Raw genomic sequence first — 24,701 nt, 5'->3', positions numbered from 1 at the left:
GCGATCAGGCCGGCGCAGGCCACAGCGGGGACAAGATCTGCCGTCGGCATGGCTCGGCGCAATACTTGAATTGTGGGTGCCTGGCGTACTGAGTGGGACCACGTTGTTACGAGGCCATGGGGCCGCGCAACAGTAACGATACCGCTTGCGATCATCGCGGTGATCAGCGTGGTGGACATGATGTCCTCGACGGCCATCCACCTCGGACCGCTCGTCGCGCTGGCCCCTGCCCTCGCCGCCGCCTTCGCCGGGCCGCGGATGACCGCGCTCATCGGGCTGGTGGCGATCGGCGCCCAGGAACTCGTCGACGGGTTCAACGGACTGGGCATGGCCAACCACGTGGCGCAGTTCGCGGCCCTGGCAGGCCTCTGTGCTGCGATGGTCGCAACCAGTTACGTGCGGGAGCGCCGGAGCTGGCAGCTCACCCGCTTGCGGTCGGTGGCCGACGCGGCACAGAGATGCATCCTGCGGCCTCCGCCGGATGAGATGGGTCCGCTGCGGCTGGGATGGCTGTATCTGGCCGCCGAGGACGAGGCCAGGATCGGGGGCGATCTCTTCGCCACCGCCCGAGGGCCCGATCCCTGCACCCGGGTGATCATGGGCGACGTCCGGGGGAAAGGGGTGGGCGCGATAGGTGAGGTGTCGGTTGTCCTGGGAGCCTTCAGGGAAGGCGCCCACCGCTGTCATAGCCTGCCTGATCTCGTCGCGGCGATGGAGGAGAGCGTCAGCCGGGACATCGAGGACGTCGCCGATGTCGAGGTCGATCTCGGCGAGCACTTCATCACCGCGCTCATGCTGGAGATCCCCGATGACGACCACTCCGCCGATGTGATCAACTGCGGGCACCCGCCGCCCCTGCTGATCCGTCGGAGCCAGGTCACCACCGTCGACTTCGAGCACTCCTCGCCACCGCTGGGAATGGTCGGGCTGCCCACTGCGGGCCCGCACATCGACTCGATCGGCTTCGTGCCGGGCGACATCCTGCTGCTCTACACCGACGGCGTCATCGAGGCCCGTTCGCCGAGCGGGCAGTTCTACCCTCTCGCCGAGCGCCTGGACTCCTTCTCCGGGTCCACCCCCGACACCCTGCTGCGGGAGATCCAGAGCGACCTGATCAGCCACGTGGGAAAGGAACCAGGCGATGACGTCGCCCTCCTGGCGATCCAGCGCCTCCCGGCCGGGAAAGAGCACGGACGGCACACCGGCGCGTAGCCGCCACTGAGGTGCGCGCCTCCGATGCCGGGGGTCAGCCGGCGCCCGGGGCGTGTTTGCGGCGGCGCAGGCCGGCCTCGGTGAGGCGGTGGACGAGCTCCTTGCTGCCGACGGGCAGGGCGCCGAGGCGCACCGCGTCGGCGTAGCGCTCGGACGGGATGTCGTAGTGGTCGCGCTCGAAGGCGCGGGGCGGGGCGCCGAGGTCGGCGGCGAAGGCGTGGAGCTCCGCGTAGGACGTGTCCGAGACCAGGTGGGACCACAGGCGGCCGTGGCCCGGCCACGTCGGCGGGTCGACGTAGACGCTCATCGGGACGACCCCAGCGCGCCGACCGGGGCGACGGCCTCGCCGCGCGCCTCGCAGACCCAGTGCGGGTCCTCGCCGAGTTCTGGCTCGACGGCCAGCGCGTGGTCGTCCTCGCAGTGCGGGCACAGCGGCCAGCGGCCGTAGGTCTCCAGCAGGGCGTCCTGGACGTCCTGCGCGACGAGCCCGGGGACGAAGGCGGCGCCGTCCGGCCACTGGTCGAGCCACCAGCGGCGTTCCGCGACGGCGTCCTCCACGAGGGACACGACGGCGGGGCCCGCGATGTCGCGGGCGGTCAGGTCGGCGAGTACGAGGGCGCGGGCGCTGTGCAGCACCGCCTCTGCGGGGTCTTCCATGTGACCCATTGTCCCAGGGCTCCCCCCGCGCCGGGGGCCCCGGACCCCAGCACCCGCACCAGGCCCGGGGGCCGCCCCCAGACCGCGCCAGGCGGCTGTCCCCAGCCCCCGCCGTCGCGTGCGACGCCACCCCCCAGGGGCGCGTGGGGGTACCCCCAGGCGAAGCGCTGGGGGAGAACGGAGCGCTCAGCCCCCACCGGGCGCGCGGGTCGTCACCGACCCAAAGGGGCAATTGCTGTCGAAGACGGACCACCAGCCGGTGGTCGGCTGAGCGCGCAGTTCCCCGCGCCCCTGATGGGCACCCCCAGCGGCAGCTGCACCCTCGGAGCCGAGGCCCCCTCGCGGGGCGCGAGGTCGCCCCCCGGGCCGGAGCCGCCACCCTCCCGGGGGCGGGGGTTGATTCCTCAGTCCGGGCCGGAGGCCGGTGGTGCTGGAAAGTGCCTTGACGGTGGGCAGGGGTGAAAATACCTTTCATCGGGTGACCCACAGCGTGAAGGAAAATTTCCCCCCGAGCGTCCGCCCCCTCCGCGGCGCCGCGGACGCGCCCGTCATACCTGTCACGCCCCCCGACCCCGGGGCACTCGCCGCGAAGGTGCGGACGCTCGCGCCGTCCATGACGCGGTCGATGCAGCGCGTCGCGGAAACAGTCGCCGGGGATCCGGCGGGGTGCGCGCAGCAGACCGTGACTGCGCTGGCGATACGGACCGGCACGAGTGAGGCCACCGTCGTCAGGACCGCGCGGCTGCTGGGGTATCCCGGGTATCGGGACCTGCGGCTCGCGCTGGCCGCGCTCGCCGCGCAGCAGGCGGCCGGGGTGCCGCCGGCGGTCACCGCGGACATCGCCGTGGACGATCCGCTCGCCGACGTCGTCGCCAAGCTCGCACTGGAGGAGCAGCAGACCCTCGCCGACACCGCCGCGCAGCTGGACATGGCGCAGCTGGAGGCGGCGGTGGCCGCGCTGGCGGTGGCGCGCCGCACGGATGTGTACGGGATCGCCGCGTCCGGGCTCGTCGGCCAGGACCTGGCGCAGAAGCTGCTGCGGATCGGGCTGATCGCGCACGCGCACGCGGACCCGCACCTGGCGGTGACCAACGCCGTGCAGCTGCGGCCCGGCGATGTCGCCGTCGCGATCACCCACTCGGGCAACACGCACGACGTGATCGAGCCACTGCGGGCCGCCTTCGACCGCGGGGCGACGACCATCGCGCTGACCGGCCGTCCCGACGGCCCCGTCACCCAGTGGGCGGACATCGTGCTGACGACGTCGAGCTCGCGGGAGAGCGAGCTGCGGCCGGCCGCGATGTCGAGCAGGACCAGCCAGTTGCTGCTGGTGGACTGCCTGTTCGTGGGGGTCGCGCAGCGCACGTACGAGTCCACCGCACCGGCGCTGGCGGCGTCGTACGAGGCTCTGGCACACCGCCACCGGCCCCGCGCCGCTCGTGGCTGATATTCGCCCTGAGATAATGCGCTGAACCCATTTTCCGCGACCCCACCGCCACCACCCGCCTCTGAGTCCCCACCGCTCACCGGCCAGGAGGACGCCTGGCCGGCCCATCCCCCCATGCCCGCACCTGACCACTGCGAGAAGGATGAACGAGCCGCATATGCCCCAGTACACCGAGCTGCGCCGCGAGCTCGACACGTTGACCACCGAGGCGTTCCGGCCGGAGCTCGCCGAGATCGACCGGATGCCCACCCTGGAGATCGCGCGCACGATGAACGGTGAGGACGCCACCGTTCCCGCCGCCGTCGCCGCCCAACTGCCCCGGATCGCCGCCGCGATCGACGGCATCGCCGACCGGATGGCCCGCGGCGGCCGGCTCGTCTACGCGGGTGCCGGCACGGCGGGCCGGCTCGGCGTGCTGGATGCCAGCGAGTGCCCGCCGACCTTCAACACCACGCCGGGGCGGGAGGTCGTCGGCCTGATCGCGGGCGGGCCGACCGCGATGATCACCTCGATCGAGGGCGCCGAGGACAGCAAGGAGCTGGCCGCCGAGGACCTGGACGCGCTCGGGCTGACCGACGCCGACACCGTTGTCGGCGTCTCCGCGTCGGGGCGGACCCCTTACGCCGTCGGCGCCGTCGAGCACGCCCGTGCGCTGGGGGCGCTGACCGTGGGGCTGTCCTGCAACGCCGACTCGCCGCTGGCCGCCGCCGCCGACCACGGCATCGAGGTCGTCGTCGGCCCCGAGCTGGTCGTCGGGTCCACCCGGCTCAAGGCGGGCACCGCGCAGAAGCTGGTGCTCAACATGCTCTCGACCATCACCATGATCCGGCTCGGCAAGACCTACGGGAATCTGATGGTGGACGTGCGGGCGTCCAACGAGAAGCTGCGGGCCCGCTCGCGGCGGATCGTGTCGCTGGCCACCGGCGCGGACGAGCTGGCCATCGAGCGGGCGCTGACCGCCACCGACGGCGAGGTCAAGCCGGCCATCCTCACCCTGCTGGCCGAGGTCGACGCCCCGACCGCGGCCCGGCTGCTGACCGAGTCCGGCGGCCACCTCCGCAAGGCCCTGGAGTCCACCGGGAGCTGACCCCCCGTCCGGGCGAGGAACCCCCTCCGCCGGTCGTGCGTCCAACGGCCACACCGGACGAGGGGGGACCAGCCGTGAACGTGACACGACGGCGAAGAGCGGCCGCGACGGCCGCCGTACTGCTGCCGGCGCTGCTGCTGGCGCTGGGCGGCTGCTCGGGCGCCGCGGGGGCGGGGGCGGGCGCGGACTGCGCCTGGGAGCTGCACTACGGCGGGGCGCTGTACCTGCGGGCGCCGGGCGACGCCGCGGCCAAGACCGTGCCGCACCACGGCAGCCCGCTCGGGACGGGCTACTTCGAGGGCTGCCAGGACGGCGGCGGGCCGGAGAACCGGACGGACGTGAACGTCTACCCGGTCGCCGGGGTCGACCCGGCGCTCGCGGTGATGACCGAGGACGACGTCATCGGCGTCACCGACCCGGACCACGTCCCCGCGCCACTCGCGCTGCCCGCCAGCTGACCCGGGCGGCGTACGATCGGCGGCACGACAAGGCGGCGCCCCCTTCCCGTGGTAGGGGGAAGGGGGCGCCGCCTCGCGTGCTGGACGGTGATCCCTGGCGGGATCAGAAGTCCATGTCACCGCCGGGCATGCCACCCGGGGCGGCAGCGGACGCCTTCTCGGGCTTGTCCGCGATGACGGCCTCGGTGGTGAGGAAGAGCGCGGCGATGGACGCCGCGTTCTGCAGCGCCGAGCGGGTGACCTTCGCCGGGTCGATGATGCCCTCGGCGATCATGTCGACGTACTCGCCGGTCGCGGCGTTCAGGCCGTGGCCGATCGGCAGGTTGCGCACCTTCTCGACGATGACGCCGCCCTCGAGACCGCCGTTGATGGCGATCTGCTTGAGCGGGGCCTCCAGCGCGAGCTTCACGGCGTTGGCACCGGTCGCCTCGTCGCCTTCGAGCTCCAGCTTCTCGAACACCGCGGAGGCCTGCAGCAGGGCCACGCCACCACCGGCGACGATGCCCTCCTCGACGGCGGCCTTCGCGTTGCGCACCGCGTCCTCGATGCGGTGCTTGCGCTCCTTGAGCTCGACCTCGGTGGCGGCACCGGCCTTGATGACGGCCACGCCGCCGGCCAGCTTCGCCAGACGCTCCTGGAGCTTCTCGCGGTCGTAGTCCGAGTCGCTGTTGTCGATCTCGGCACGGATCTGGTTGACCCGGCCGGCGACCTGGTCGGTGTCGCCCGAGCCGTCCACGATGGTCGTCTCGTCCTTGGTGATGACGACCTTGCGGGCGCGGCCGAGCAGGTCGAGCCCGGCGTTCTCCAGCTTGAGGCCGACCTCCTCGGAGATGACCGTGCCACCGGTGAGGATGGCGATGTCACCGAGCATGGCCTTGCGGCGGTCGCCGAAGCCCGGGGCCTTGACGGCGACGGACTTGAAGGTGCCGCGGATCTTGTTGACGACCAGCGTCGACAGCGCCTCGCCCTCGACGTCCTCGGCGATGATCAGCAGCGGCTTGCCCGACTGCATGACCTTCTCCAGCAGCGGGAGCAGGTCCTTCACCGCGGAGACCTTGGAGTTGACGATCAGGATGTACGGGTCGTCGAGCGACGCCTCCATACGCTCCAGGTCGGTGGCGAAGTACGCCGAGATGAAGCCCTTGTCGAAGCGCATGCCCTCGGTGAGCTCGAGTTCGAGACCGAAGGTCTGCGACTCCTCGACGGTGATGACGCCTTCCTTGCCGACCTTGTCCATCGCCTCGGCGATGAGCTCGCCGATCTGCGTGTCGGCGGCGGAGATGGAGGCGGTCGAAGCGATCTGCTCCTTGGTCTCCACGTCCTTGGCCTGCTCGAGCAGGGCGGCGGACACGGCCTCGACGGCCTTCTCGATGCCGCGCTTGAGGGCCATCGGGTTGGCGCCGGCGGCGACGTTGCGCAGGCCTTCCTTGACCAGGGCCTGGGCCAGGACCGTCGCGGTCGTCGTGCCGTCACCGGCGACGTCGTCCGTCTTCTTCGCGACTTCCTTGACCAGCTCGGCGCCGATCTTCTCGTACGGGTCCTCCAGCTCGATCTCCTTGGCGATGGAGACACCATCGTTGGTGATCGTGGGGGCGCCCCACTTCTTCTCAAGGACGACGTTCCGGCCCTTGGGACCGAGGGTGACCTTAACGGCGTCGGCGAGCTGGTTCATCCCGCGCTCAAGGCCGCGCCGCGCCTCCTCATCGAACGCGATGATCTTAGCCATGTGAAGTGTCCTCCGCGGACTGGGGGTTCCCCCACCGAGGCGGGGGGCGGTGGATCGGACCGTGTTGGCGCCCGCGACGGACGGCCTGCCGGCCGCCGGTTCCTTCCCGACGTCCGGGCGGGCCTCACCGACCCGGTCCAAGTGGCACTCTCACTCGTAGAGTGCTAACGCCAATGATTAGCACTCACCCTCTGCGAGTGCAAGCGCCTCGGGGTCCCTGACCCCCGGGCGCGGAGGTTCCGACACCGCCCCCTCGGCAGGGGGTTGCCCTCCCCCGAGGCGCGGGGGGTTGCGCGCTTCCCTCTCGGCGAGGGGTGCATCCGCTGGCCGCGGGGGCTGTGCGGTACCCCTTCGGCAAGGGGGTGCCCGACAGGGGCGGGGGAACTGCGCGCTCAGCCGACCACCGGCCGGTGGTCCGTCTTCGACAGCAACAGCCCCTTTGGGGCGGTGACGACCCGCGCCCCCGGTGGGGGCTGGTCGCGCAGTTCCCCGCGCCCCTGAGGGGCCAGCTCCCGCGCAGGGGAGCCCGGGGGCGGCGGGGAGGTCGGGAGGGGTGCCCGGGGAAAGGTGAAGGGCCACCCCTGGTGGGGTGGCCCTTCGTGGTGGCGTCGCGTCGGTGGCCGAACGCGCCCGAGCCGATCAGCCGGCCAGCCGGACCATGTCCGCCTGCGGCCCCTTCTGACCCTGCGAGATCTCGAACTCGACTCGCTGGCCTTCTTCGAGGGTGCGGTATCCGTCCATCTGTATCGCGCTGTAGTGGACGAAGACATCCGCACCACCGTCGACCGCGATGAAGCCGTAGCCCTTCTCCGCGTTGAACCACTTGACGGTGCCCTGAGCCATTCCTAACTCCCCTATTACTGGCCCTATCGCGGCCCCGCGCTCCGCGGGCCCGGGTCAGACCTCACCCCCGCAGGGGGTGTGCGCCGGAACGCGTCGACCGCCGCTGAATGTATCTGCACGGATGCCGTCTGCAACAGGTCAATTGGACGAGAATTCTGGGTGCGACCGATCCGAAATACCCTAGGAAAAAATGATAATGCAGGGCAACTCGGACCGGACATAAAGGGTGTTGCGGGCTTTTCGCCGGCGACTTTGGCGATAAATCGCCGCAACCGCTGCACACCGGTGTCCGGGAGTTGCCACATGCCCCTGGCAACTGTACAGCGGTTCAACTACCGCCCCACATGCGGGCGCCCCACCCGGGGACGAAAGCAGTTCCCGGGTGGGGCGCAAGTTAAACGTCGGAGCCTCTGCGGATTCCCGTCAGATCGGGTACGGTGCCGGCTCAGCCGCCCGCGACGGCGGGAATGATCGAGACGCTGGCACCCTCGGGGACCACCGTGGCAAGACCCTCGGAAAAGCGGACATCGTCATCGTTGACATACACGTTCACGAAACGACGGAGTTTTCCGGTGTCGTCGAGAACCCGCGCGGAAATACCCGCATGATTCTTTTCCAGCGACTCGATCACCGCGGCCAGCGTCGCGCCCTCGGCCTGGACCTCGGCCTGGCCGCCGGTGTAGGTGCGGAGAATGGTGGGGATACGGACGGAAGCACTCATGCGAGGCCAGCCTCTCGGAAAGCGGCAACGGTGGGACGGATGGTCGCGGTCGGCCCGGTGGTCGGGGACACCGCGTCCAGGGTCTTCAGGCCGTCGCCGGTGTTCAGCACGACGGTCTCGGCGGCCGGGTCGAGCTGCCCGGACTCGATCAGCTTCCTGAGCACGCCGACGGTCACCCCGCCGGCCGTCTCGGCGAAGATGCCCTCGGTGCGGGCCAGCAGCTTGATGGCGTCGACGACCTGCTCGTCGGTGACGTCCTCGACCGCGCCGCCGGTGCGCCGGGTGATGTCCAGCACGTAGGGGCCGTCCGCCGGGTTGCCGATGGCCAGCGACTTGGCGATGGTGTCCGGCTTGACCGGGCGTACGACGTCGTGGCCGGCCTTGAATGCCGCGGAGACCGGCGAGCAGCCCTCGGCCTGGGCGCCGTAGATCCTGTAGGGCTTGTCCTCGACCAGGCCGAGCTTGATCAGCTCCTGGAGGCCCTTGTCGATCTTGGTGAGCTGGGAGCCGGAGGCGATCGGGATGACCAGCTGGTCCGGCAGCCGCCAGCCGAGCTGCTCGGCGATCTCGTACGCCAGCGTCTTGGAGCCCTCGCCGTAGTACGGCCGCAGGTTGACGTTGACGAAGCCCCAGTCCTCGCCGATCGGGTCGCCGATGAGCTCGGAGCAGAAGCGGTTCACGTCGTCGTACGAGCCCTCGATCGCGACCACTTCGCCACCGTAGACCGCAGCCATCACGACCTTGCCCTGCTCCAGGTCGTGCGGGATGAACACGCACGAGCGGAAGCCCGCCCTGGCCGCCGCGGCGCCGACCGCGCCTGCCAGGTTGCCGGTGGAGGAGCAGGACAGCGTGGTCAGGCCGAAGGTGCGGGCCGCCTCCAGGGCGATCGCGACGACCCGGTCCTTGAAGGAGTGCGTCGGGTTGCCGGTGTCGTCCTTGACGTACAGGCCGCCGGTGACGCCCAGCTCGCGCGCCAGGTTGTCGGCCTTGACCAGCTTGGTCCAGCCGGGGTTGAGATTCTGCTTCTCGGTGACGTCGGCGGGCACCGGCAGCAGCGGGGCGTAGCGCCAGATGTTCGCGGGGCCCGCCTCAATCCGCTTGCGCAGGCCCTCGGGGTCGCCCAGCGGCAGGTCGTAGGCCACCTCCAGCGGCCCGAAACACTCCTGGCAGGCGAACACCGGGCTCAGCGGGAAGCGGGTGCCGCACTCACGGCAGGACAGTGCGGCGGCGGGGCCGAACGGGGCGGGGGTCTCCGGGGCGGCGGAGTCGGTAGTGGTGGTGGTGCCGGCGTCGGTCTGCACAGCCATGATGGCGAGGCCCTTTCTCCTCATCTTCCTCGCGGCGGAATCGCCACAAGACGGAATTGGCACCTTCCCCACCATGACCTCGCGGTCGGCGGGAGGGTTGCCGGGGCTTCAACGGGCCGTTCCCTCTGCCCCTCTGGATGAGCGGTATGGCACCGGACGGCGGGGTCCGGGCGTTTGTCCTGCCGTGGCACCCCGGCATGCGGGGCGCACAGGCGTTGTTCAAGACTGTAACGGACGAGGGCGGCTGTTGAGATAGTCGTCCGAACCGCGAGATGGATCACACGGGAGACGCGCACGTGCTGGATGAGGTGGAGCGCTGGCTGACCACCCGGTCCTGGTCGGCCGCCGACCGGCCGCTTGACCTGCTGCTGGCCGCAAAACGGGCAGCGGGTTCCGCGGGGACGGTCAGTGTGGTACTGCCCGCGCTCGACGAGGAAGCCACGGTCGGGGAGATCGTCGGCGTGATCCGCCGCGACCTGATGACGGCGGACGTGCCGCTGGTGGACGAGGTCGTCGTCGTCGACTCCGGGTCGAGGGACGCCACCGCCCGGGTCGCCGCGGACGCCGGCGCCACGGTGGTGTCGCGGGACGCCATCCTGCCGCGGATGCCGGCGGTGGCCGGCAAGGGCGAGGTGCTGTGGCGGTCGCTGCTGGTCACCAGCGGGGAGATCGTGTGCTTCGTGGACGCGGACCTGCGGGAGTTCGACTCCCGCTTCGTGTCGGGGATCGTCGGGCCGCTGCTCACCGATCCGTCCCTGCACCTGGTCAAGGCGATGTACGACCGGCCGCTTGAGACCGGCGGCGGCGTCGTCGCGGCGGGCGGCGGCCGCGTCACCGAACTCGTCGCGCGCCCGCTGCTCAACCTGCACTGGCCGCGGCTGGCCGGTTTCGTGCAGCCGCTCGGGGGTGAGTACGCCGCCCGGCGCTCGCTGCTGGAGCAGTTGCCCTTCCCGGTCGGATACGGGGTCGAGCTCGGGATGCTCGTCGACTCCCTGGAGCTTGTCGGGCTCGACGCGCTCGGGCAGGTGGACGTCGGGGTGCGCCACCACCGGCACCAGGACGAGCAGGCACTCGGCCGGATGGCCGCGGCCATCTACCGCACCGCCCATCTTCGGCTGGCCCGCGGCCACCTCGTGCGCCCGCGGCTCACGCAGTACGACCGGGCGTCGTCGGGCTTCGTGGCGTCGACGTACCCGGTCGACACGGAGGAGCGCCCCCCGATGCGCCACATCCCGGAATACCTCCGCCGCCCGGCGGCCTAGCGCAGGCACCAGGGCGCGGATCCTTCCCGGATGGCGGGGATGATGGCTGGTCGCGGGCGCCCCGGGAGGTTTGAGGCGGGCGCAGGGTGGCAAGGTTCGGCGTATGGACGGATCATCGCGGGCTGCCCGAATCCTGGTCGCGTCCAACCGCGGCCCGGTGGCTTACAGCGTCGGGGACGACGGCGAGCTCCGCAGCAGACGCGGGGGCGGCGGCGTCGTGTCCGGGCTGAGCGCCATCGAGTCGGACAGCGCCTCGCTGTGGGTGTGCGCGGCTCTCACCGAAGGCGACCGGGAGGCGGTGCGGCGCGGTGTCGGCGAGCCCGGCTCGCGGATGATCGCCGTCGACCCCGACGTCTTCCATGCGGCCTACAACGACGTCGCCAATTCGGTGCTGTGGTTCGTGCACCACATGCTCTACCAGACCCCGCTCGAACCCGCCTTCGACGACGACTTCCGCACCCAGTGGGCGGCCTACGAGGCGTACAACGCCGCCTTCGCCGACGCTCTGGCTGAGGAGGCCGCGCCGGGGGCTTCGGTACTGGTGCAGGACTACCACCTGGTGCTGGTCCCCTCGCTGCTCCGGGAGCGCCGCCCCGACCTGCGGATCGGGCACTTCTCGCACACCCCGTGGGCCCCGCCCGACTACTTCCGGCTGCTGCCGGACGACATCGCGGCCGCCGTGCTCGAAGGCGTGCTGGGCGCGGACCGGGCGGCGTTCCTGACCCGGCGGTGGGCCGACGCCTTCGCCGCGTGCTGCGCCGACATCCTGGGCGCGACGGTGTCGGACGACGGCCGCTCGGTGACGCACCGCGGGCGTACGACCAGGCTGGGCGTGCACGGCCTCGGCGCGGACGGCGACTTCCTGCGTGAGCGCGCGCACCGCGACGACGTGGCCGAGCGGATGACGGCGCTGCGGGCCGAGACCGGGCCCGGCCGGCGGCTGATCGTCCGGGTGGACCGCACCGAGCTGTCGAAGAACATCGTGCGCGGCCTGTACGCGTACCGCAGGCTGCTGGCCGACCATCCGGGCTGGCGCAGCCGGGTGGTGCATGTGGCGTTCGCCTACCCGTCGCGCCAGGACCTGACGGTCTACCGGGAGTACACCGAGGAGGTGGGCCGGGTCGCGGCGGAGATCAACGCGGAGTTCGGCACGGCCGACTGGCAGCCGGTGCTGCTCAAGGTCGACGACGACTTCGCGCGCTCGCTCGCGGCCTACCGCCTGGCGGACGTGGCGCTGGTCAACCCGATCAGGGACGGGATGAACCTGGTCGCCAAGGAGATGCCGGTCGTCTCCGACAACGGCGTCGCCCTGGTGCTGTCCCGCGAGGCGGGCGCCTACGCCGAACTGGGCGACGACGCGATCGTCGTCAACCCCTACGACGTCCGGGCCACCGCCGAGGCGCTGAACACGGCGCTGACCCTGCCGGACGCCGAGCGCGCGGACCGCACCAAGCGGCTCGCGGCGGCGGCCACCGCGCTGCCGCCGACCCAGTGGTTTCTGGACCAGGTCACCGCGCTGGCCGAGGACACCGGGGCCGAGGAGACCCGGGCCGAGGACGGCGACGCGAGCTAGGGCCGGGTGATCGCGTCGGCCAGCGCGTCGAGCAGCGCCACCACGCCTGCCGGGCCCGGCACCACCAGGTCGGCCTGGGAGGTCAGTTCCTTCGGGGACTCGGGGGCGCCCGCGCTGGCCACCAGCAGGCCGGGCAGGCCCTGTTCGCGCAGCTCGTGCACCGCGGCGAAGGCGGCGAGGTCGCCGAGGTCGTCGCCGCCGTAGAGGACGCAGCCCGCGTCCACCTCGCGCAGATACGCCGCCAGGGCCACGCCCTTGTCCACGCCGGGCGGGCGCAGTTCGAGTACGTACCTGCCGGGCTCGACCACCAGGCCGTGGTGGGTGGCGAGTTCGGACAGCGGGGCGCGCAGCGCCTCGAACGCGGCGTCCGGGTCCTCGGTGCGGCGGGTGTGGACGGCGACCGCCCTGCCGCCCTTGTCCTCGATCCAGGTGCCCTGCCAGGCGCCGTTGCGGTCCAGGAAGCCGGGCAGCTCCGCGCGGACCGCCGTCACGCCGGGATGCGCGCCGGCGTTGTGCATCCCGGCGGTGTGCGCGTCCCAGCGCTCGGCGCCGTAGTGGCCGAGGACGACCAGGTGGTCGAGGGCGGCGACACCGGCGAAGCCGCCGTAGCGGACCGCCACGCCGGCCGGGCGGCCGGTGACGACCGCCACGGCCGCCACGTGCGGCGCCAGGCGGGCCAGCGCCGGGACCGCGCCGGGGTGGGCGCGGGCCTGCTCGGGGTCGGGCACGATCTGGGCGAGCGTGCCGTCGAAGTCGAGGGCGACGACCGCGCGGTTCGGCTGCGCCAGCAGGGCGGCGAGGCCTTCTTTGCCCTCGGGGGTGGTGGGAGTCGGGATCTCGGCCATGCCTTCGACCCTACCGCCGGGGATCCGCCCGGGCTGCCGGTTCCGGCCGCCGGGTGTGAGCCCTCAGCGTTGCCGGCGGCGGTCCGCGCGGCTGGCGCGGAGGCGGTTGACGGTGACCGGGGCGTGGGCGAGGGCTCGGGGGTCGTCGAGGAGGGCGTTGAGCAGCTGGAGGTAGGCCGTCGGCGACATCCCCAGCTGCTCGCGTATCGCGCGGTCGCGCGCCCCCGTGCCGGCCCACGTCCTGGACGCGAAGTCCAGGACGGCCAGGTCCCGCTGCGACAGCTCCGCCCCGCTCACGACAGCCCTATTCCCCGGCTCGCGCCACGGCGAACCGCTGCGGTGCGCCGGGCACCTGGCGGGGGTCGCCGTCCACGGCGGAGCCGGTCGCCTTCTCGACCCGGTCGCTGACGGGCCCCCAGGACGCCTTGCCGACGGGCTGGAAGACGGCCTCGGGCAGCCGGTCGGGGAACTGCAGCATGTCCGCGTCCTTCGGGTCGTGCTCCATCGCCGGGGAGGCGGAGGTGGTCACCGGGAGCAAACCGTACCCTTCCAGGACCTTCAGCGAATCGTCCGGGCTGTGGGCCCGCCGTACGGGTGGCCGGGCGGCGCGACGGATCTTCCTCGACGAGTGGACTAGACCTTTAGTGGGGTTACCCGCGAGACTGTCCCCCGTGAGACATGTCATCGCCCTTGATGTGGGCGGCACCGGGATGAAGGCCGCCTTGGTCGCAGCCGACGGCACCCTGCTGCACGAGGACCGCAGGGCCACCGGCAGGGAGCGCGGCCCGGACGCCGTCGTGACCGCGATCCTGGACTTCGCCGCCGACCTGCGCGCGCACGGCATACGCGAGTACGGCGGGCCCGCCGCCGCGGCCGGCGTCGCCGTACCCGGCATCGTGGACGACGTCAACGGCATCGCCGCCTACGCCGCCAACCTCGGCTGGACGGACGTGCCCCTGCGGGCGCTGCTGTCGCAGCGACTCGACGGCGTCCCCGTCGCCCTGGGCCACGACGTACGCACCGGCGGGCTCGCCGAGGGCAGGCTCGGCGCCGGCCGCGGCACCGACCGCTTCCTCTTCCTGGCCCTGGGCACCGGCATCGCCGGCGCCATCGGCATCGACGGGCGGATCGAGACGGGCGCGCACGGCTGCGCCGGTGAGCTCGGGCACGTCGTCGTACGGCCCGGGGGACCCGAGTGCGGCTGCGGCCAGCGCGGCTGCATGGAGGTGCTGGCCTCGGCCGCCGCCGTCTCCCGCGCCTGGGCCGCGGCCGCCGGCGACCCCGGCGCGGACGCGGCGGACTGCGCCCGCGCCGTCGATGCCGGCGACCCGCGCGCCATCGAGGTCTGGCGGGACGCCGTCGACGCGCTGGCCGCCGGCCTGGTCACCGGGATCACCCTGCTCGACCCGCGGGTGCTGATCATCGGCGGCGGCCTCGCGGAAGCCGGCGACACCCTCTTCGGCCCGCTGCGGGCGGCGGTCGAGGCGCGCGTGACCTTCCAGAAACTCCCCCTCATCGTCCCCGCCGCCCTCGGGGACACCGCTGGATGCCTGGGCGCCGGCCTGCTCGCCTGGGATCTACTCTCCGTGGAGGTATCCGCCTGATGGCCCCCGTAACGACGACGCAGCGCTCGGTGCTGGCGGGTGCCCGTGTGGTCCTGCCCTCGGGAGTGGTGGAAGGCGGCCGGATCACGGTCGAGGGCTCGCGCATCGCCGCCGACACCGGTCCGCTGCCGGACGACGTGGTGGTCGACCTGGCCGCCGGGCACACCGTCGTGCCCGGCTTCGTGGACATCCACAACCACGGCGGCGGCGGCGCGTCCTTCACCTCCGGCACCGCCGAGGAGGTGCTGACCGGCGCGCGCGCCCACCGCGAGCACGGGACGACCACGCTCGTCGTGTCGACCGTCACCGAGACGATGGACGCGCTGGTCCGGCAGGCCGGGCTGCTGTCGGAGATCGTGGAGCAGGGCGACATCGCCGGCATCCACTACGAGGGCCCGTTCATCTCGCCCTGCCGCAAGGGCGCCCACGACGAGGGGCTGCTGCGCCACCCCGACCCGGCCGACGTGCGCAAGCTCGTCGAGGCCGCGCGGGGCACCGCCAAGATGGTCACCCTGGCGGCGGAGCTGCCCGGCGGCATCGAGTCGGTACGCCTGCTCGCCGACCTCGGCGTCATCGCGGCGATCGGGCACACCGACGCCTCGTACGAGCAGACGGTCGAGGCCATCGACGCGGGGGCGACGGTCGCCACCCACCTGTTCAACGCGATGCCGCCGCTCGGCCACCGGGCGCCCGGGCCGATCGCGGCGCTCCTGGAGGACGAGCGGGTCACCGTCGAACTCATCAACGACGGCACGCACTTGCACCCGTCGGTGCTCGAACTCGCCTTCGGCACGGCGGGTGCCGGCCGGGTCGCCTTCATCACCGACGCGATGGACGCGGCCGGCTTCGGCGACGGCCTCTACGACCTCGGTCCGCTCAAGGTCCAGGTGGTGGAGGGCGTCGCCCGCCTGGTCGAGGGCGGCTCGATCGCCGGCTCCACCCTGACGATGGACACGGCCTTCAAGCGCGCGGTCACCCTGGACGGCCTGTCGCTGCCCGACACGGTGCGCGCGGTTTCCACGAACCCGGCGCGCTTGATCGGCCTCGCCGACCAGGTCGGCTCCCTTGAGCCGGGCAAGTACGCGGATCTCGTCGTCCTGGACGAGGCCTACGACGTGGTCGCGGTGATGCGCCAAGGCGAATGGCTCCGCCACCCCTGACCCCCACGGGCCGGTGGTCCGCCCACCCCCTCCGGGGGCTGGTCGCGCAGTTCCCCGCGCCCCTGATAGGCGCCGCCTGCCGCAGAGGGCAACCACCCCAGGGGCGCGGGGAACTGCGCGCTCAGCCCATCACCGGCCGGTGGGCCGGGAGGGCAGCCGCGCCCCGGTGGTCGGGGGCTGAGGGTGGGCTGGGACTATTTTCGGGTGATCATTACTGTCACCGTGAACGTCGCACTCGACGTCACCTACCGCGTACCCGCCCTGCTGCCGCAGGCATCTCATCGGGTGGCGGAGGCTGTTGAGCGGGCCGGGGGGAAAGGGGTGAACGTCGCGCGGGTGTTGGCCGCGCTCGGGCACTCCGTCGTGGTGACCGGGTTCGCCGGGGGGAGCGCCGGGGGCGAGGTGCGGCGGCGGCTCGCCGCGGACCCGCATGCCGGCCGGCTCCACGACGCGCTCGTGCCGATCGCCGGGCGGACCCGCCGTACCGTCGGCGTCGTGGACGAGGCCAGCGGCGGGGCGACGCTGTTCAACGAGCCCGGCCCCACCGTCAGCCCCGCCGAGTGGGAGGCCCTGCTGGGGGTGTACCGCGAAGCGCTGGCGGCGGGCGCGGACGCCGTGGCGCTGTGCGGCAGCCTGCCGCCGGGCGTGCCGGTCGGGGCGTACGCCGAGCTGATCAGGGAGGCCCGCGCGGCCGGCGTCTACGTGCTGCTCGACGCGGACGGCCCCGCGCTGCGGCGCGGCCTGGCCGCCAGGCCGGACCTGATCAAGCCGAACGCCGACGAACTGGCCGGCCTCACCGGCTTCGCCGAGCCGGTCAGGGCCGCCAGGGACGCCCGCAGGCGCGGGGCGCGGGCGGTCGCGGCGTCGCTGGGCGCGGACGGCATGCTGGTGCTCGCCGAGGAGGACGGCGGCTGGCGGGCCGCAGCGCCGGTCCGGCTGACCGGCAACCCCACCGGCGCCGGCGACTCCGCCGTCGCCGGCCTGCTCTCCGGGCTCGCCGAAGGCCTGCCGTGGCCGGCCAGGCTGGCCCGCGCGGTCGCCCTGTCGGCGGCGACCGTCCTGGCGCCCGGGGCCGGCGAGTACGACCGGGCGGCCTACGACGAGCTGCTGCCCCGCGTCCAGGTCGTACCGGCTACTTCTTGACCTTGCCCTGCTTGAGCCACGTCTGGTCCAGGTTGACCGCACCGGTGTTGCCCTGCTGGAAGGACAGCGCGAGCGTGTTCGCGCCCTTCTTGAGGGTGACATAGGCGTAGGTGGTGTTGTTCCACGCCTTGGACCAGTCGGTGGACGCGCCCCAGTTCTTGAGGTTGACCGGCGTGCTGCGCATCTTGCCGTTGACGGCGAGCGAGAGCGTCGCGTCGGGACCGGCGTTGCCGTAGTCGACGAAGAGGGTGTAGTCGCCGTCCTCCGGCACCGTCACCGTCCAGGTGGCGCTGGCACCCACCGCGTTCATGTGGTCGACGTACATGCCGTTCGCGGCGTTCGCACCCGGCCACTGGGTGCTGGTGACCGCCCCGCCGGCCAGGGCGAGGGTCGCCGCGTCGACCTTGTCCGACGCGAACTTCGTAGGCGCCGCGGAAGGCGTCGTCGGCTGCGTCGTGGGCGCGGAAGTGGCGGAGGGCGCGCTGCTCGGCTTGTCGCCGGCCGTGTCGTCCTTGCCGTCGCTCTGGCTCATGGCGAAGGCGATGCCGATCGCCACCGCGGCCACCACTGCGATCGCCCCGATGAGCAGGCCCTTGCGGTTGGGCGGGGTGCCGCCGCCGTGGCCCTGGCCCGCGCCCCGGCGCCCGCCGCCGTCACCCGGCTGGGCGGGGGCGTGCTGCGGCTGCTGCCGCGTGTACTGCTGCCGGCCTGCCGCTTGGCCGCCCTGGGGCTGGTCGTAGCCGTACGGCTGCTGCTGCGGCTGCGGGTACCCGTAGCCGCCGGTCTGCTGCGGCTGCGCCTGCTGCGGGTAGCCGTACCCGCCCTGCTGCTGCGGGCTGCGCCGCTCGCCGACGCGCTGCACCTGGTTGTACGAGCTGCGTGGCGCCGCCGGCTGCTCGGTGCCGTCCTCGGCCCGATAGAGGTACCCGAACGGGTCGTCGTTCTCCGGCGTGCCGTCGTGTCCGGCCGTCATCCGCTGTCCACTCCCTCGTACTGCCTTACCGCACATCCGCCGCCACCCGCATCGGCGCCATCGGCACTGTGGTATTCCGGAACCCTACCGGCCCCGGGCGGCAAGCCGCCCAGCCCTACGACGCAACTCCAGGTCAGGAAGGTTCCCGTGTGACCAGCCCCACCCCGCAGTGGCTGCCGTGGCGGACGGCGATGGAGCGGGCGCTGTACGGTCCCGGCGGGTTCTTCCTGCGCGAGCGGCCCGCCGGGCATTTCCGCACCTCGGTGCACGTCTCGCGACTTTACGCCGACGCCGTGGCCGAGCTGCTGTGCCGGGTCGACACCGCGCTCGGCCACCCCGCGGAGCTGGCCTTCACCGACATGGCCGCGGGGGGCGGGGAGCTTTGCGCCGGCGTGCTCGACGCGCTTCCGGCCGCGGTCGCCGCGCGGGTACGCCCCTACGCCGTCGACCTCGCCCCGCGCCCCGCCGGGCTCGACCCGCGGATCACCTGGGCCGCGGAGCCGCCACCCGACGCGCACGGCCTGCTCTTCGCCAACGAATGGCTCGACAACGTGCCGCCGGCGGTGGCGGAGGCGGACGAGGACGGCGCCGTCCGCTACGTCGAGGTCCGCCCGGCCGACGGGGAGGAACGGCTCGGCGCCGAGGTCGGCGGCGCGGACCTGGCGTGGCTGCGCCGCTGGTGGCCGCTGGAGCCCGGCGCCAGGGCCGAGATCGGGCGCTCCCGGGACGAGGCGTGGGCCGCGGCGGCCGGCTCGCTGGCGGCGGGGCTCGCGGTGGCCGTCGACTACTGCCACGTGCTGGCCGAGCGGCCCCCGTACGGCACCCTCACCGGTTACCGTGCCGGGCGCCAGGTCCCGCCCGTACCCGACGGCAGCTGCGACCTGACCGCGCATGTGGCCGCGGACTCCCTGCCGGGCGCCACGCCCGTGCCCCAGCGCACCGCCCTGCGCGCCCTGGGCCTGGCGGCGGCCCGGCCCCCGCTCGCCCTCGCGACGGCCGAACCGGCCGCGTACGTCCGCGCCCTTGCCGCCTCCGGTGAGGCCGCCGCGCTGACCGCGCGCGGCGGGCTCGGCGACTTCACCTGGGCGCTGACCCCGGTGACGGCCGCCTGCGCCGGGGTCGCCGCCGGGCTGGGCTGAGCGCGGACGGGGTCAGGCCACCAGGGTCGCGAAGACCGCCGCCAGCGCCGCACGCTCCTCGTCCGTGGGGTCGGGGGCCTCGTGCTTCACGGTCGCCCGGGGGTCGACGACGGCGACGGTGTCGTCGCGCCCGTGCGGCGCCCGCACGGCCAGGGCGAGCAGCGCCGCGGGGTCCAGGGGCGGGTCGCCGATACGGTCGCGCCAGGCGGCCAGCTCGGGCCGCAGGTCGACTTCGGGGAAGCGGGCGCTGCCGCCCGACCGGGCCAGCTGCTCGCGGTGGTCCGCGCCCCAGAAGTCCAGCCGCCAGTCCTCCCAGCCCGGCAAGGGCCAGTCGTGGATCCCCGGCACGATCCCCACCGTCCAGATGCCGAGGGTGCGGGTGGGCAGGTCGAAGTGCAGGCCGCCCGTCGGCATGACCGGCAGTTCCGGCGGCGGTATGCCGGCCGGCAGGTGGCCGGGCAGCCCGGGGCCGCCGCACAGCTCCTCGTCCACGTCGTAGATCGACCCCCAGGCGCCGGTCACACCGTCCTGGCCGGTCACCGTGACCAGGGTGTCGATCCTGCCCTCCGGCGGCTCCCAGAACGACGAACCCGTCTCGCGGAAGCCGGGCTCGCGGACGAAGGCGCGGCCGAGGCCGAGATACGCGTGCAGGTCGCCGATCCCGTCGAAGGCCCAGCGCACCTCCCAGCCGGCCCAGGCCCGCTCCAGTACGGCCCGGTGGGCGGCCTGCTCCACCCAGTGGTTCGCCTCGCCGCTGAACCACAGCAGCACCCGGCGGTCGGCGTCCACCAGTGCCGCGCCCTCGCACCACACGTCGTCCAGCCACCCGCCAGGGGCGGTCCGCTGCTCGGCCGGCACCTGCGGATTCGCCCGGAAGCAGCGGATCGCTGCCGCCGGCCCGTACGCCAGGTCGGTGGCCATCCCGGCCGCGCCCCAGCGCGAGGTGTGCAGGGTCCACGAACCGCCCTGCATCACCACGTAGTTGGCTCTCGCTCCCATAGCGGGGGACGCTAGCAGGCGCGTCTGCGCCGGTCGGCGCCGGTTCGGCTGCGGTCCGCTGCGGTCCGCCTCCGTCAGCCGAGCCCGGCGAGCACTCGCTGCTCGACCGCCGGGTCCAGGCCGAGCACCGGCCGGTCGGGGCGCTGCGGAGGCGGGCCGGGCAGCGAACGGAGCCAGGCCCAGGTGTCCGCGACGGTCTCCGTGACGTCCCGGCAGACCAGCCCGGAACGCAGCGCCTTGCCGACGTCCGAGCGGTGCATGCCGTCGTGGTCGGGACCCGGCGGCAGCCACACCGGCAGGTCCGTCCAGGGCTCGATGCCGGCCGCGGTGACCGTCTCCGGCTCGGCCCAGACGAGCTCGGCTCCCCCGCCGGTCTCCTGGACGCAGGCGTCCAGGAGCGAACCCATGGTGGCGTGGCCGGACGGGCTGACCAGGTCGTAGGGCCCGCCCAGCCCGGCCTCCAGCGCGTCCAGCGTCCACCGCGCCAGGTCGCGGGCGTCGACGTACTGCAACGGGAGGTCCCGCGGGCCCGGGGCCAGGACGCGGCCGCCGCGCGCGGTGCGGTTCAGCCACCACGGGAGGCGGCCGATGTCCTCGTACGGCCCGAGGATCAGGCCGGCCCGCACCAGCAGGGCGGCGTCGCCGAACGCCTCCTGCGCGGCCAGCTCGCCGCCGCGCTTGCTCGCCGCGTAGTCGGCTTCGCCGCCGGCCACCAGCGGGGCGCTCTCGTCCGCCCCGGCGGCCGGGGGGTAGGTGTAGACGGACCTGCTCGATACGTACGCGTAGCGGCCGACGCGGCCTTTCAGGGCGCGGGCCGAGGTCTCCACGACGGAGGGAGACGCGGACCAGGTGTCCAGGACGGCGTCCCATTCGGCCGCGCCACGCAGTTCGGCGAGGTCGCCCTGGCGGTCCCCCACCACGACGGCTGCCACGCCGTCCGGGGCGCGGCCCCGGCCCCGGTGGAAGACGGTCACTTCCCACCCGCGCCGTACCGCGGCCTCGGCCGCGGTTCTCCCGAGGAATCCTGTTCCGCCCAGCATCAGCAATCTCATCGCCCCACGATGGCTCGTGCCAGGCCTTTTGTGGCGTCCGGGCGGGACGCCATGAGCGAACACGAGCCCCTTGCCGGGCGGGCTTTGACGACGCGCAGTTCCCCGCGCCCCGGGGTGAGTGCCACTTGCTGTGGCGTTGCTCCTTTCCCGCCGTGGGGGCTTGTCGCGCAGTTCCCCGCGCCCCTTGAGGCCTGCGTCTTCCGCCGTCGGGCGTTGGATCCCCGGCAGGGGCCGCTACCGCAGAGGGTGAGCGTTTTTCAGGGGCGCGGGGAACTGCGCGACCAGCCACGACGCAGCGGCACTGCGAGCGCCACCGCACGTGGCGACCACCCGCGGGGCGCCGGGTCAGGGTGGGCGGGGGGGCTGAGAGGATGGGGGGATGACGGAGACCACGATCGGTATCGGCGGGGCGGCCGAGGGCACCGACATGGTGCTGAACATCGGCCCCCAGCACCCCTCCACGCACGGAGTGCTGCGGCTGCGGCTCGTGCTGGACGGGGAGCGGATCCGGACGGCGGAGCCGATCGTGGGGTACATGCACCGCGGCGCGGAGAAGCTGTTCGAGGCGCGGGACTACCGGCAGATCATCATGCTGGCCAACCGCCACGACTGGCTCTCCGCGTTCGCCAACGAGCTCGGCGTCGTCCTCGCCGTCGAGCGGATGCTCGGCATGGAGGTGCCGGAGCGTGCCGTGTGGACGCGGACGCTGCTCGCCGAGTTGAACCGGGTGCTGAACCACCTGATGTTCCTCGGGTCGTATCCGCTGGAGCTGGGCGGGATCACGCCGATCTTCTACGCGTTCACCGAGCGCGAGGAGCTGCAGCAGGTCATGGAGGAGGTCTCCGGCGGCCGGATGCACTACATGTTCAACCGGGTCGGCGGCCTCAAGGAGGATCTGCCGAACGGCTGGACCGGGCGGGCGCGGGCGACGGTCGCGGCGGTGCGGGCGCGGATGGCGCGGATCGACGACCTCGTGCTCGGCAACGAGATCTTCCGCGGCAGGACCCGCGGGGTCGGCGTGCTGTCGCGGCAGGACGTGCACGGCTTCGGGGTGAGCGGGCCGATCGCCCGGGCCTCGGGGGTGGACTTCGACCTGCGCAGGGACGAGCCGTATCTGGCGTACGGGGAGCTGGCCGGCACGATGCGGGTGGTGACCAGGACCGAGGGCGACTGCCTGGCCCGCTTCGAGGTGCTGCTCGAGCAGACGCATGTGGCGCTCGACCTGGCCGACGCGTGCCTGGACCGGCTGGCTGAGCTGCCGCCGGGGCCGATCAACCAGCGGCTGCCCAAGGTGGTCAAGGCCCCGGAGGGGCACACCTACGCCTGGACGGAGAATCCGCTCGGCCTGAACGGCTACTACCTGGTGTCGAAGGGCGAGAAGACCCCGTACCGCCTCAAGCTGCGCTCGGCGTCGTTCAACAACATCCAGGCGCTGACCGTGCTGCTGCCCGGCACCCTGGTGGCGGACATGGTGGCGATCCTCGGCTCGATGTTCTTCGTGGTCGGCGACGTCGACAAGTAGCGCGGCCCGCGGCGCCTGCACCGGCGCCGCGCCCCGTCACATCCCGGCCCCGCCGCTCGTCAAAGCGGTGACGGACCGCGACGGAGGAATGTGACCGATGGACGACGAGCTGCTCGCCGAACGATTCGAGGCCAATCGCAGCCGCCTGCGGGCGGTGGCCTACCGCATGCTGGGCTCGGCGACCGAGGCGGACGACGCCGTCCAGGAGGCGTGGCTGCGGCTCAGCCGTTCCGGCGGCGGCGAGGTCGCCAACCTCGCCGGCTGGCTCACCACCGTCGTCGGCCGGGTCTGCCTCGACATGCTGCGGTCGCGCAGGACACGCAGGGAGGAGCCGCTCGGCGCCGTTCCGGAGCCGGGGGCCGCCGACCCCGAGCAGGAGGCGGTGCTGGCCGACTCGGTGGGGGTCGCGCTGCTGGTGGTCCTGGAGACGCTGGAGCCCGCGGAGCGGCTGGCCTTCGTGCTGCACGACATGTTCGCGGTGCCGTTCGACGACATCGCGCCGATCGTGGACCGGACGCCGGCCGCCGCGCGCCAGCTGGCCAGCCGGGCCAGGCGGCGGATCCAGGGCGCGCCCGTCGCGGCCGAACCCGATCTCGCGTTGCAGCGGCAGGTGGTCGGCGCCTTCCTCGCCGCCTCGCGGGACGGCGACTTCGAGGCGCTGGTGGCCGTACTCGACCCGGACGCGGTCGTACGCTCCGACGCCCCCGCCGTGCCGGTGTCCCGGGGGGCGGCGACGGTGGCCAGGAACGCGATCAGGACCGCGGCGATGGTGCGCGACGCCCGGCTGGCCCTGGTGGACGGCGCCGTGGGCGTCGTGGCGTCCGCCGGGACGCCGGACCACCGGGTGCTCACCTTCACGATCGCCGGGGGCCGGGTCCGTACGATCGAGGTCGTCACGTCCCCGTCGGTGCTGGCCACCCTGACGGTGCAGCCGCTGGCCTGAGGCCGGCCTCAGGCCTGGGCGCGCAGGCCCGACATGTCGAGCTGCTCGGTCTCGTCGTGGGCGGTGAGGTCGATGACCTCGGTTTCCGGGTCCGCGGCCTGGGTGTGCTCGCCGGCGGAGTGCGCGTCCTCGGCGCCGGCGGCGTCCGCGTCGGGGGCCGGCAGCTCCTTCTGCGTACCGAAGAAGTCGAAGCCGCCGATCGTCCGCTGCGCGGAACCGCCCGACGAGGTGGACGGCTGGGCGTAGGGCAGGACGGCCGCGGCCACCGCGGGGACGAGCCGGTGCTCGCGCACCGGCAGGCCCGCCGCGGAGGTGCGCGCGTGGGACTCCGCGGTGTGCCGCCCCTGCGGCTCCTCCTCCGCGGGCGCCGCTGCCTCGCGGCGCCTGGCCTCCTCGACGGTGGCCTGCGCCTGCTGGCCCGCGGCGTTGCGGGACAGGTCGCGCAGCGCCTGCTCGGCCTTGAGGAAGGCCGCCGGGCCGATCGCGGAGGTGCCGCTGGTGAGGGCCAGCTGGTGGGGCACGTCGCCGACCCGCAGCTGGCGGTTCTTCTCCAGCGCCCGCGCCCGCTCGGCCTCGGCGGTGGCGTACCGCCGCAACAGGTCGGCGTGCTCGGTGCGGAGCCTGGCCAGTTCCGTGCGCTTGGCGCGCAGCTTCTTCTCCAGCCGGCCGCGCAGCTCGCGGGACTCCTCCAGGTCGGTCTCCAGCTCGGCGACCCGCTCGTCCGTACGCCATTCCTCGCGCACCCGGGCGGCCTCAAGCTCGGCGACCTCGCGTCCCGCGGACCGGTCCCAGGCCCGGGCGAGGGCGGCGCCGGCTATCGCGGTGAGCGCGGTGGCAGCCGTGAGGACCCGTATCACGCCCGTATCCGCGGCCATCAGTGAAGCGGCGGCGAGCACCGCGGCGCCGCCGGCGATGCTCAGCGGCGGCAGCATGCGGTGCAGTGGCTGGGAATGGCGGTGACGTCCACGGGGCATGGCCAGAAATTTAGCGTGCGTGACGGGCGCGTGGGGCGGCGGGTCACACTTTTT

25 protein-coding genes and 1 riboswitch are annotated in these 24,701 nt (G+C 73.2%); of the genes, 12 read left to right on the top strand and 13 right to left on the bottom strand.

Annotated features, from left to right (window positions below):
- The first annotated feature begins 159 nt into the window (after window positions 1–159).
- Window positions 160–1,212 carry a PP2C family protein-serine/threonine phosphatase gene (locus OG702_RS21935; RefSeq protein WP_327290615.1) on the top strand — a complete coding sequence of 351 codons (1,053 nt, stop codon included), beginning with the start codon at window positions 160–162 and terminating at the stop codon, window positions 1,210–1,212.
- Between the two features lie 34 nt (window positions 1,213–1,246).
- On the opposite strand, the gene OG702_RS21930 is transcribed toward OG702_RS21935, so the two are convergent.
- Window positions 1,247–1,519 (bottom strand): DUF4031 domain-containing protein, encoded by a 273-nt coding sequence (locus OG702_RS21930; protein WP_327290614.1) that lies wholly within the window; start codon window positions 1,517–1,519, stop codon window positions 1,247–1,249.
- Window positions 1,516–1,869 (bottom strand): hypothetical protein, encoded by a 354-nt coding sequence (locus OG702_RS21925; RefSeq protein WP_327290613.1) that lies wholly within the window; start codon window positions 1,867–1,869, stop codon window positions 1,516–1,518. Before OG702_RS21925 ends, OG702_RS21930 begins: the two co-directional genes overlap by 4 nt.
- Before the next feature lie 478 nt (window positions 1,870–2,347).
- On the opposite strand from OG702_RS21925, the gene OG702_RS21920 reads away from it, so the two are divergent.
- The 3 genes from OG702_RS21920 (at window position 2,348) to OG702_RS21910 (ending at window position 4,861) form a co-directional block, all read left to right on the top strand.
- The gene (locus OG702_RS21920) at window positions 2,348–3,316 is read left to right on the top strand and encodes a MurR/RpiR family transcriptional regulator (protein ID WP_442814497.1); all 969 of its coding nucleotides are present in this window, start codon (window positions 2,348–2,350) and stop codon (window positions 3,314–3,316) included.
- 157 nt (window positions 3,317–3,473) lie between these two features.
- Window positions 3,474–4,403 (top strand): N-acetylmuramic acid 6-phosphate etherase, encoded by a 930-nt coding sequence (gene murQ / locus OG702_RS21915; RefSeq protein WP_327290612.1) that lies wholly within the window; start codon window positions 3,474–3,476, stop codon window positions 4,401–4,403.
- Window positions 4,404–4,477: 74 nt separating this feature from the next.
- Window positions 4,478–4,861: a DUF6281 family protein gene (locus OG702_RS21910; protein WP_327290611.1), complete on the top strand. Its 384-nt coding sequence runs from the start codon at window positions 4,478–4,480 to the stop codon at window positions 4,859–4,861.
- Window positions 4,862–4,964: 103 nt separating this feature from the next.
- Here OG702_RS21910 and groL read toward each other — a convergent pair whose 3' ends face one another.
- From groL to thrC, 4 genes are all read right to left on the bottom strand, one after another.
- Complete coding sequence (groL, locus tag OG702_RS21905; RefSeq protein WP_327290610.1) at window positions 4,965–6,587, bottom strand: chaperonin GroEL; 1,623 nt, start codon at window positions 6,585–6,587, stop codon at window positions 4,965–4,967.
- Window positions 6,588–7,226: 639 nt separating this feature from the next.
- Complete coding sequence (locus tag OG702_RS21900; RefSeq protein WP_009339379.1) at window positions 7,227–7,430, bottom strand: cold-shock protein; 204 nt, start codon at window positions 7,428–7,430, stop codon at window positions 7,227–7,229.
- Between the two features lie 445 nt (window positions 7,431–7,875).
- Window positions 7,876–8,151, bottom strand: a complete 276-nt coding sequence (locus OG702_RS21895) for a MoaD/ThiS family protein (protein WP_327290609.1) — start codon at window positions 8,149–8,151, stop codon at window positions 7,876–7,878.
- Complete coding sequence (thrC, locus tag OG702_RS21890) at window positions 8,148–9,458, bottom strand: threonine synthase (RefSeq protein WP_327290608.1); 1,311 nt, start codon at window positions 9,456–9,458, stop codon at window positions 8,148–8,150. The genes OG702_RS21895 and thrC overlap by 4 nt, the downstream gene beginning before the upstream one ends.
- A 17-nt stretch (window positions 9,459–9,475) precedes the next feature.
- Window positions 9,476–9,602: riboswitch (SAM riboswitch) on the bottom strand.
- Between the two features lie 152 nt (window positions 9,603–9,754).
- Between thrC and OG702_RS21885 the strand changes: the two genes are divergently transcribed.
- Entirely contained in the window at window positions 9,755–10,720 is a 966-nt protein-coding gene (locus OG702_RS21885; protein ID WP_327293316.1) for a glucosyl-3-phosphoglycerate synthase, read from the top strand.
- 103 nt (window positions 10,721–10,823) lie between these two features.
- On the top strand, window positions 10,824–12,293 hold the full coding sequence (locus OG702_RS21880; RefSeq protein WP_327290607.1) for an alpha,alpha-trehalose-phosphate synthase (UDP-forming): 1,470 nt from the start codon (window positions 10,824–10,826) through the stop codon (window positions 12,291–12,293).
- Here the strand turns inward: OG702_RS21880 and otsB are convergent.
- The 3 genes from otsB to OG702_RS21865 all read right to left on the bottom strand — a co-directional run bounded on the left by otsB (window position 12,290) and on the right by OG702_RS21865 (window position 13,667).
- Window positions 12,290–13,138: a trehalose-phosphatase gene (gene otsB / locus OG702_RS21875; protein ID WP_327290606.1), complete on the bottom strand. Its 849-nt coding sequence runs from the start codon at window positions 13,136–13,138 to the stop codon at window positions 12,290–12,292. The two genes, OG702_RS21880 and otsB, sit on opposite strands and share 4 nt — an antisense overlap.
- A gap of 63 nt (window positions 13,139–13,201) precedes the next feature.
- Window positions 13,202–13,435 (bottom strand): DUF3263 domain-containing protein, encoded by a 234-nt coding sequence (locus OG702_RS21870; RefSeq protein ID WP_327290605.1) that lies wholly within the window; start codon window positions 13,433–13,435, stop codon window positions 13,202–13,204.
- Window positions 13,436–13,442: 7 nt separating this feature from the next.
- Complete coding sequence (locus OG702_RS21865) at window positions 13,443–13,667, bottom strand: hypothetical protein (RefSeq protein ID WP_327290604.1); 225 nt, start codon at window positions 13,665–13,667, stop codon at window positions 13,443–13,445.
- A gap of 142 nt (window positions 13,668–13,809) precedes the next feature.
- Between OG702_RS21865 and OG702_RS21860 the strand changes: the two genes are divergently transcribed.
- The 3 genes from OG702_RS21860 to OG702_RS21850 all read left to right on the top strand — a co-directional run bounded on the left by OG702_RS21860 (window position 13,810) and on the right by OG702_RS21850 (window position 17,045).
- Entirely contained in the window at window positions 13,810–14,742 is a 933-nt protein-coding gene (locus OG702_RS21860; RefSeq protein ID WP_327290603.1) for an ROK family protein, read from the top strand.
- Window positions 14,742–15,902 (top strand): N-acetylglucosamine-6-phosphate deacetylase, encoded by a 1,161-nt coding sequence (gene nagA, locus OG702_RS21855; protein ID WP_327290602.1) that lies wholly within the window; start codon window positions 14,742–14,744, stop codon window positions 15,900–15,902. The genes OG702_RS21860 and nagA overlap by 1 nt, the downstream gene beginning before the upstream one ends.
- Window positions 15,903–16,106: 204 nt before the next feature.
- Complete coding sequence (locus tag OG702_RS21850; RefSeq protein WP_327290601.1) at window positions 16,107–17,045, top strand: 1-phosphofructokinase family hexose kinase; 939 nt, start codon at window positions 16,107–16,109, stop codon at window positions 17,043–17,045.
- Here the strand turns inward: OG702_RS21850 and OG702_RS21845 are convergent.
- The gene (locus tag OG702_RS21845; protein WP_327290600.1) at window positions 17,035–18,018 is read right to left on the bottom strand and encodes a hypothetical protein; all 984 of its coding nucleotides are present in this window, start codon (window positions 18,016–18,018) and stop codon (window positions 17,035–17,037) included. The two genes, OG702_RS21850 and OG702_RS21845, sit on opposite strands and share 11 nt — an antisense overlap.
- Window positions 18,019–18,209: 191 nt before the next feature.
- Here OG702_RS21845 and OG702_RS21840 point away from each other — a divergent pair, with 191 nt between their 5' ends.
- Window positions 18,210–19,157 (top strand): SAM-dependent methyltransferase, encoded by a 948-nt coding sequence (locus tag OG702_RS21840; RefSeq protein WP_327293315.1) that lies wholly within the window; start codon window positions 18,210–18,212, stop codon window positions 19,155–19,157.
- Window positions 19,158–19,169: 12 nt separating this feature from the next.
- Here the strand turns inward: OG702_RS21840 and OG702_RS21835 are convergent, their stop codons facing one another.
- Both OG702_RS21835 and OG702_RS21830 read right to left on the bottom strand, forming a co-directional pair.
- Window positions 19,170–20,156, bottom strand: coding sequence for a hypothetical protein (locus OG702_RS21835; protein WP_327290599.1), 987 nt, complete (start codon window positions 20,154–20,156; stop codon window positions 19,170–19,172).
- Window positions 20,157–20,230: 74 nt separating this feature from the next.
- On the bottom strand, window positions 20,231–21,208 hold the full coding sequence (locus OG702_RS21830) for an NAD-dependent epimerase/dehydratase family protein (protein ID WP_327290598.1): 978 nt from the start codon (window positions 21,206–21,208) through the stop codon (window positions 20,231–20,233).
- Window positions 21,209–21,587: 379 nt separating this feature from the next.
- Between OG702_RS21830 and OG702_RS21825 the strand changes: the two genes are divergently transcribed.
- Both OG702_RS21825 and OG702_RS21820 read left to right on the top strand, forming a co-directional pair.
- On the top strand, window positions 21,588–22,730 hold the full coding sequence (locus tag OG702_RS21825; RefSeq protein WP_327290597.1) for an NADH-quinone oxidoreductase subunit D: 1,143 nt from the start codon (window positions 21,588–21,590) through the stop codon (window positions 22,728–22,730).
- Between the two features lie 97 nt (window positions 22,731–22,827).
- On the top strand, window positions 22,828–23,673 hold the full coding sequence (locus OG702_RS21820) for a sigma-70 family RNA polymerase sigma factor (RefSeq protein ID WP_327290596.1): 846 nt from the start codon (window positions 22,828–22,830) through the stop codon (window positions 23,671–23,673).
- 8 nt (window positions 23,674–23,681) lie between these two features.
- Here the strand turns inward: OG702_RS21820 and OG702_RS21815 are convergent, their stop codons facing one another.
- A complete protein-coding gene (locus OG702_RS21815; protein ID WP_327290595.1) occupies window positions 23,682–24,647 on the bottom strand; it encodes a hypothetical protein in 966 nt (321 codons plus the stop codon).
- Between the last annotated feature and the right edge of the window lie 54 nt (window positions 24,648–24,701).

The sequence above is a fragment of the Streptomyces sp. NBC_01198 genome (assembly GCF_036010485.1).
Taxonomy (GTDB): domain Bacteria; phylum Actinomycetota; class Actinomycetes; order Streptomycetales; family Streptomycetaceae; genus Actinacidiphila.
Note: the sequence above shows the minus strand (reverse complement) of the source record. Positions and strands in the feature narration are given on the sequence as shown.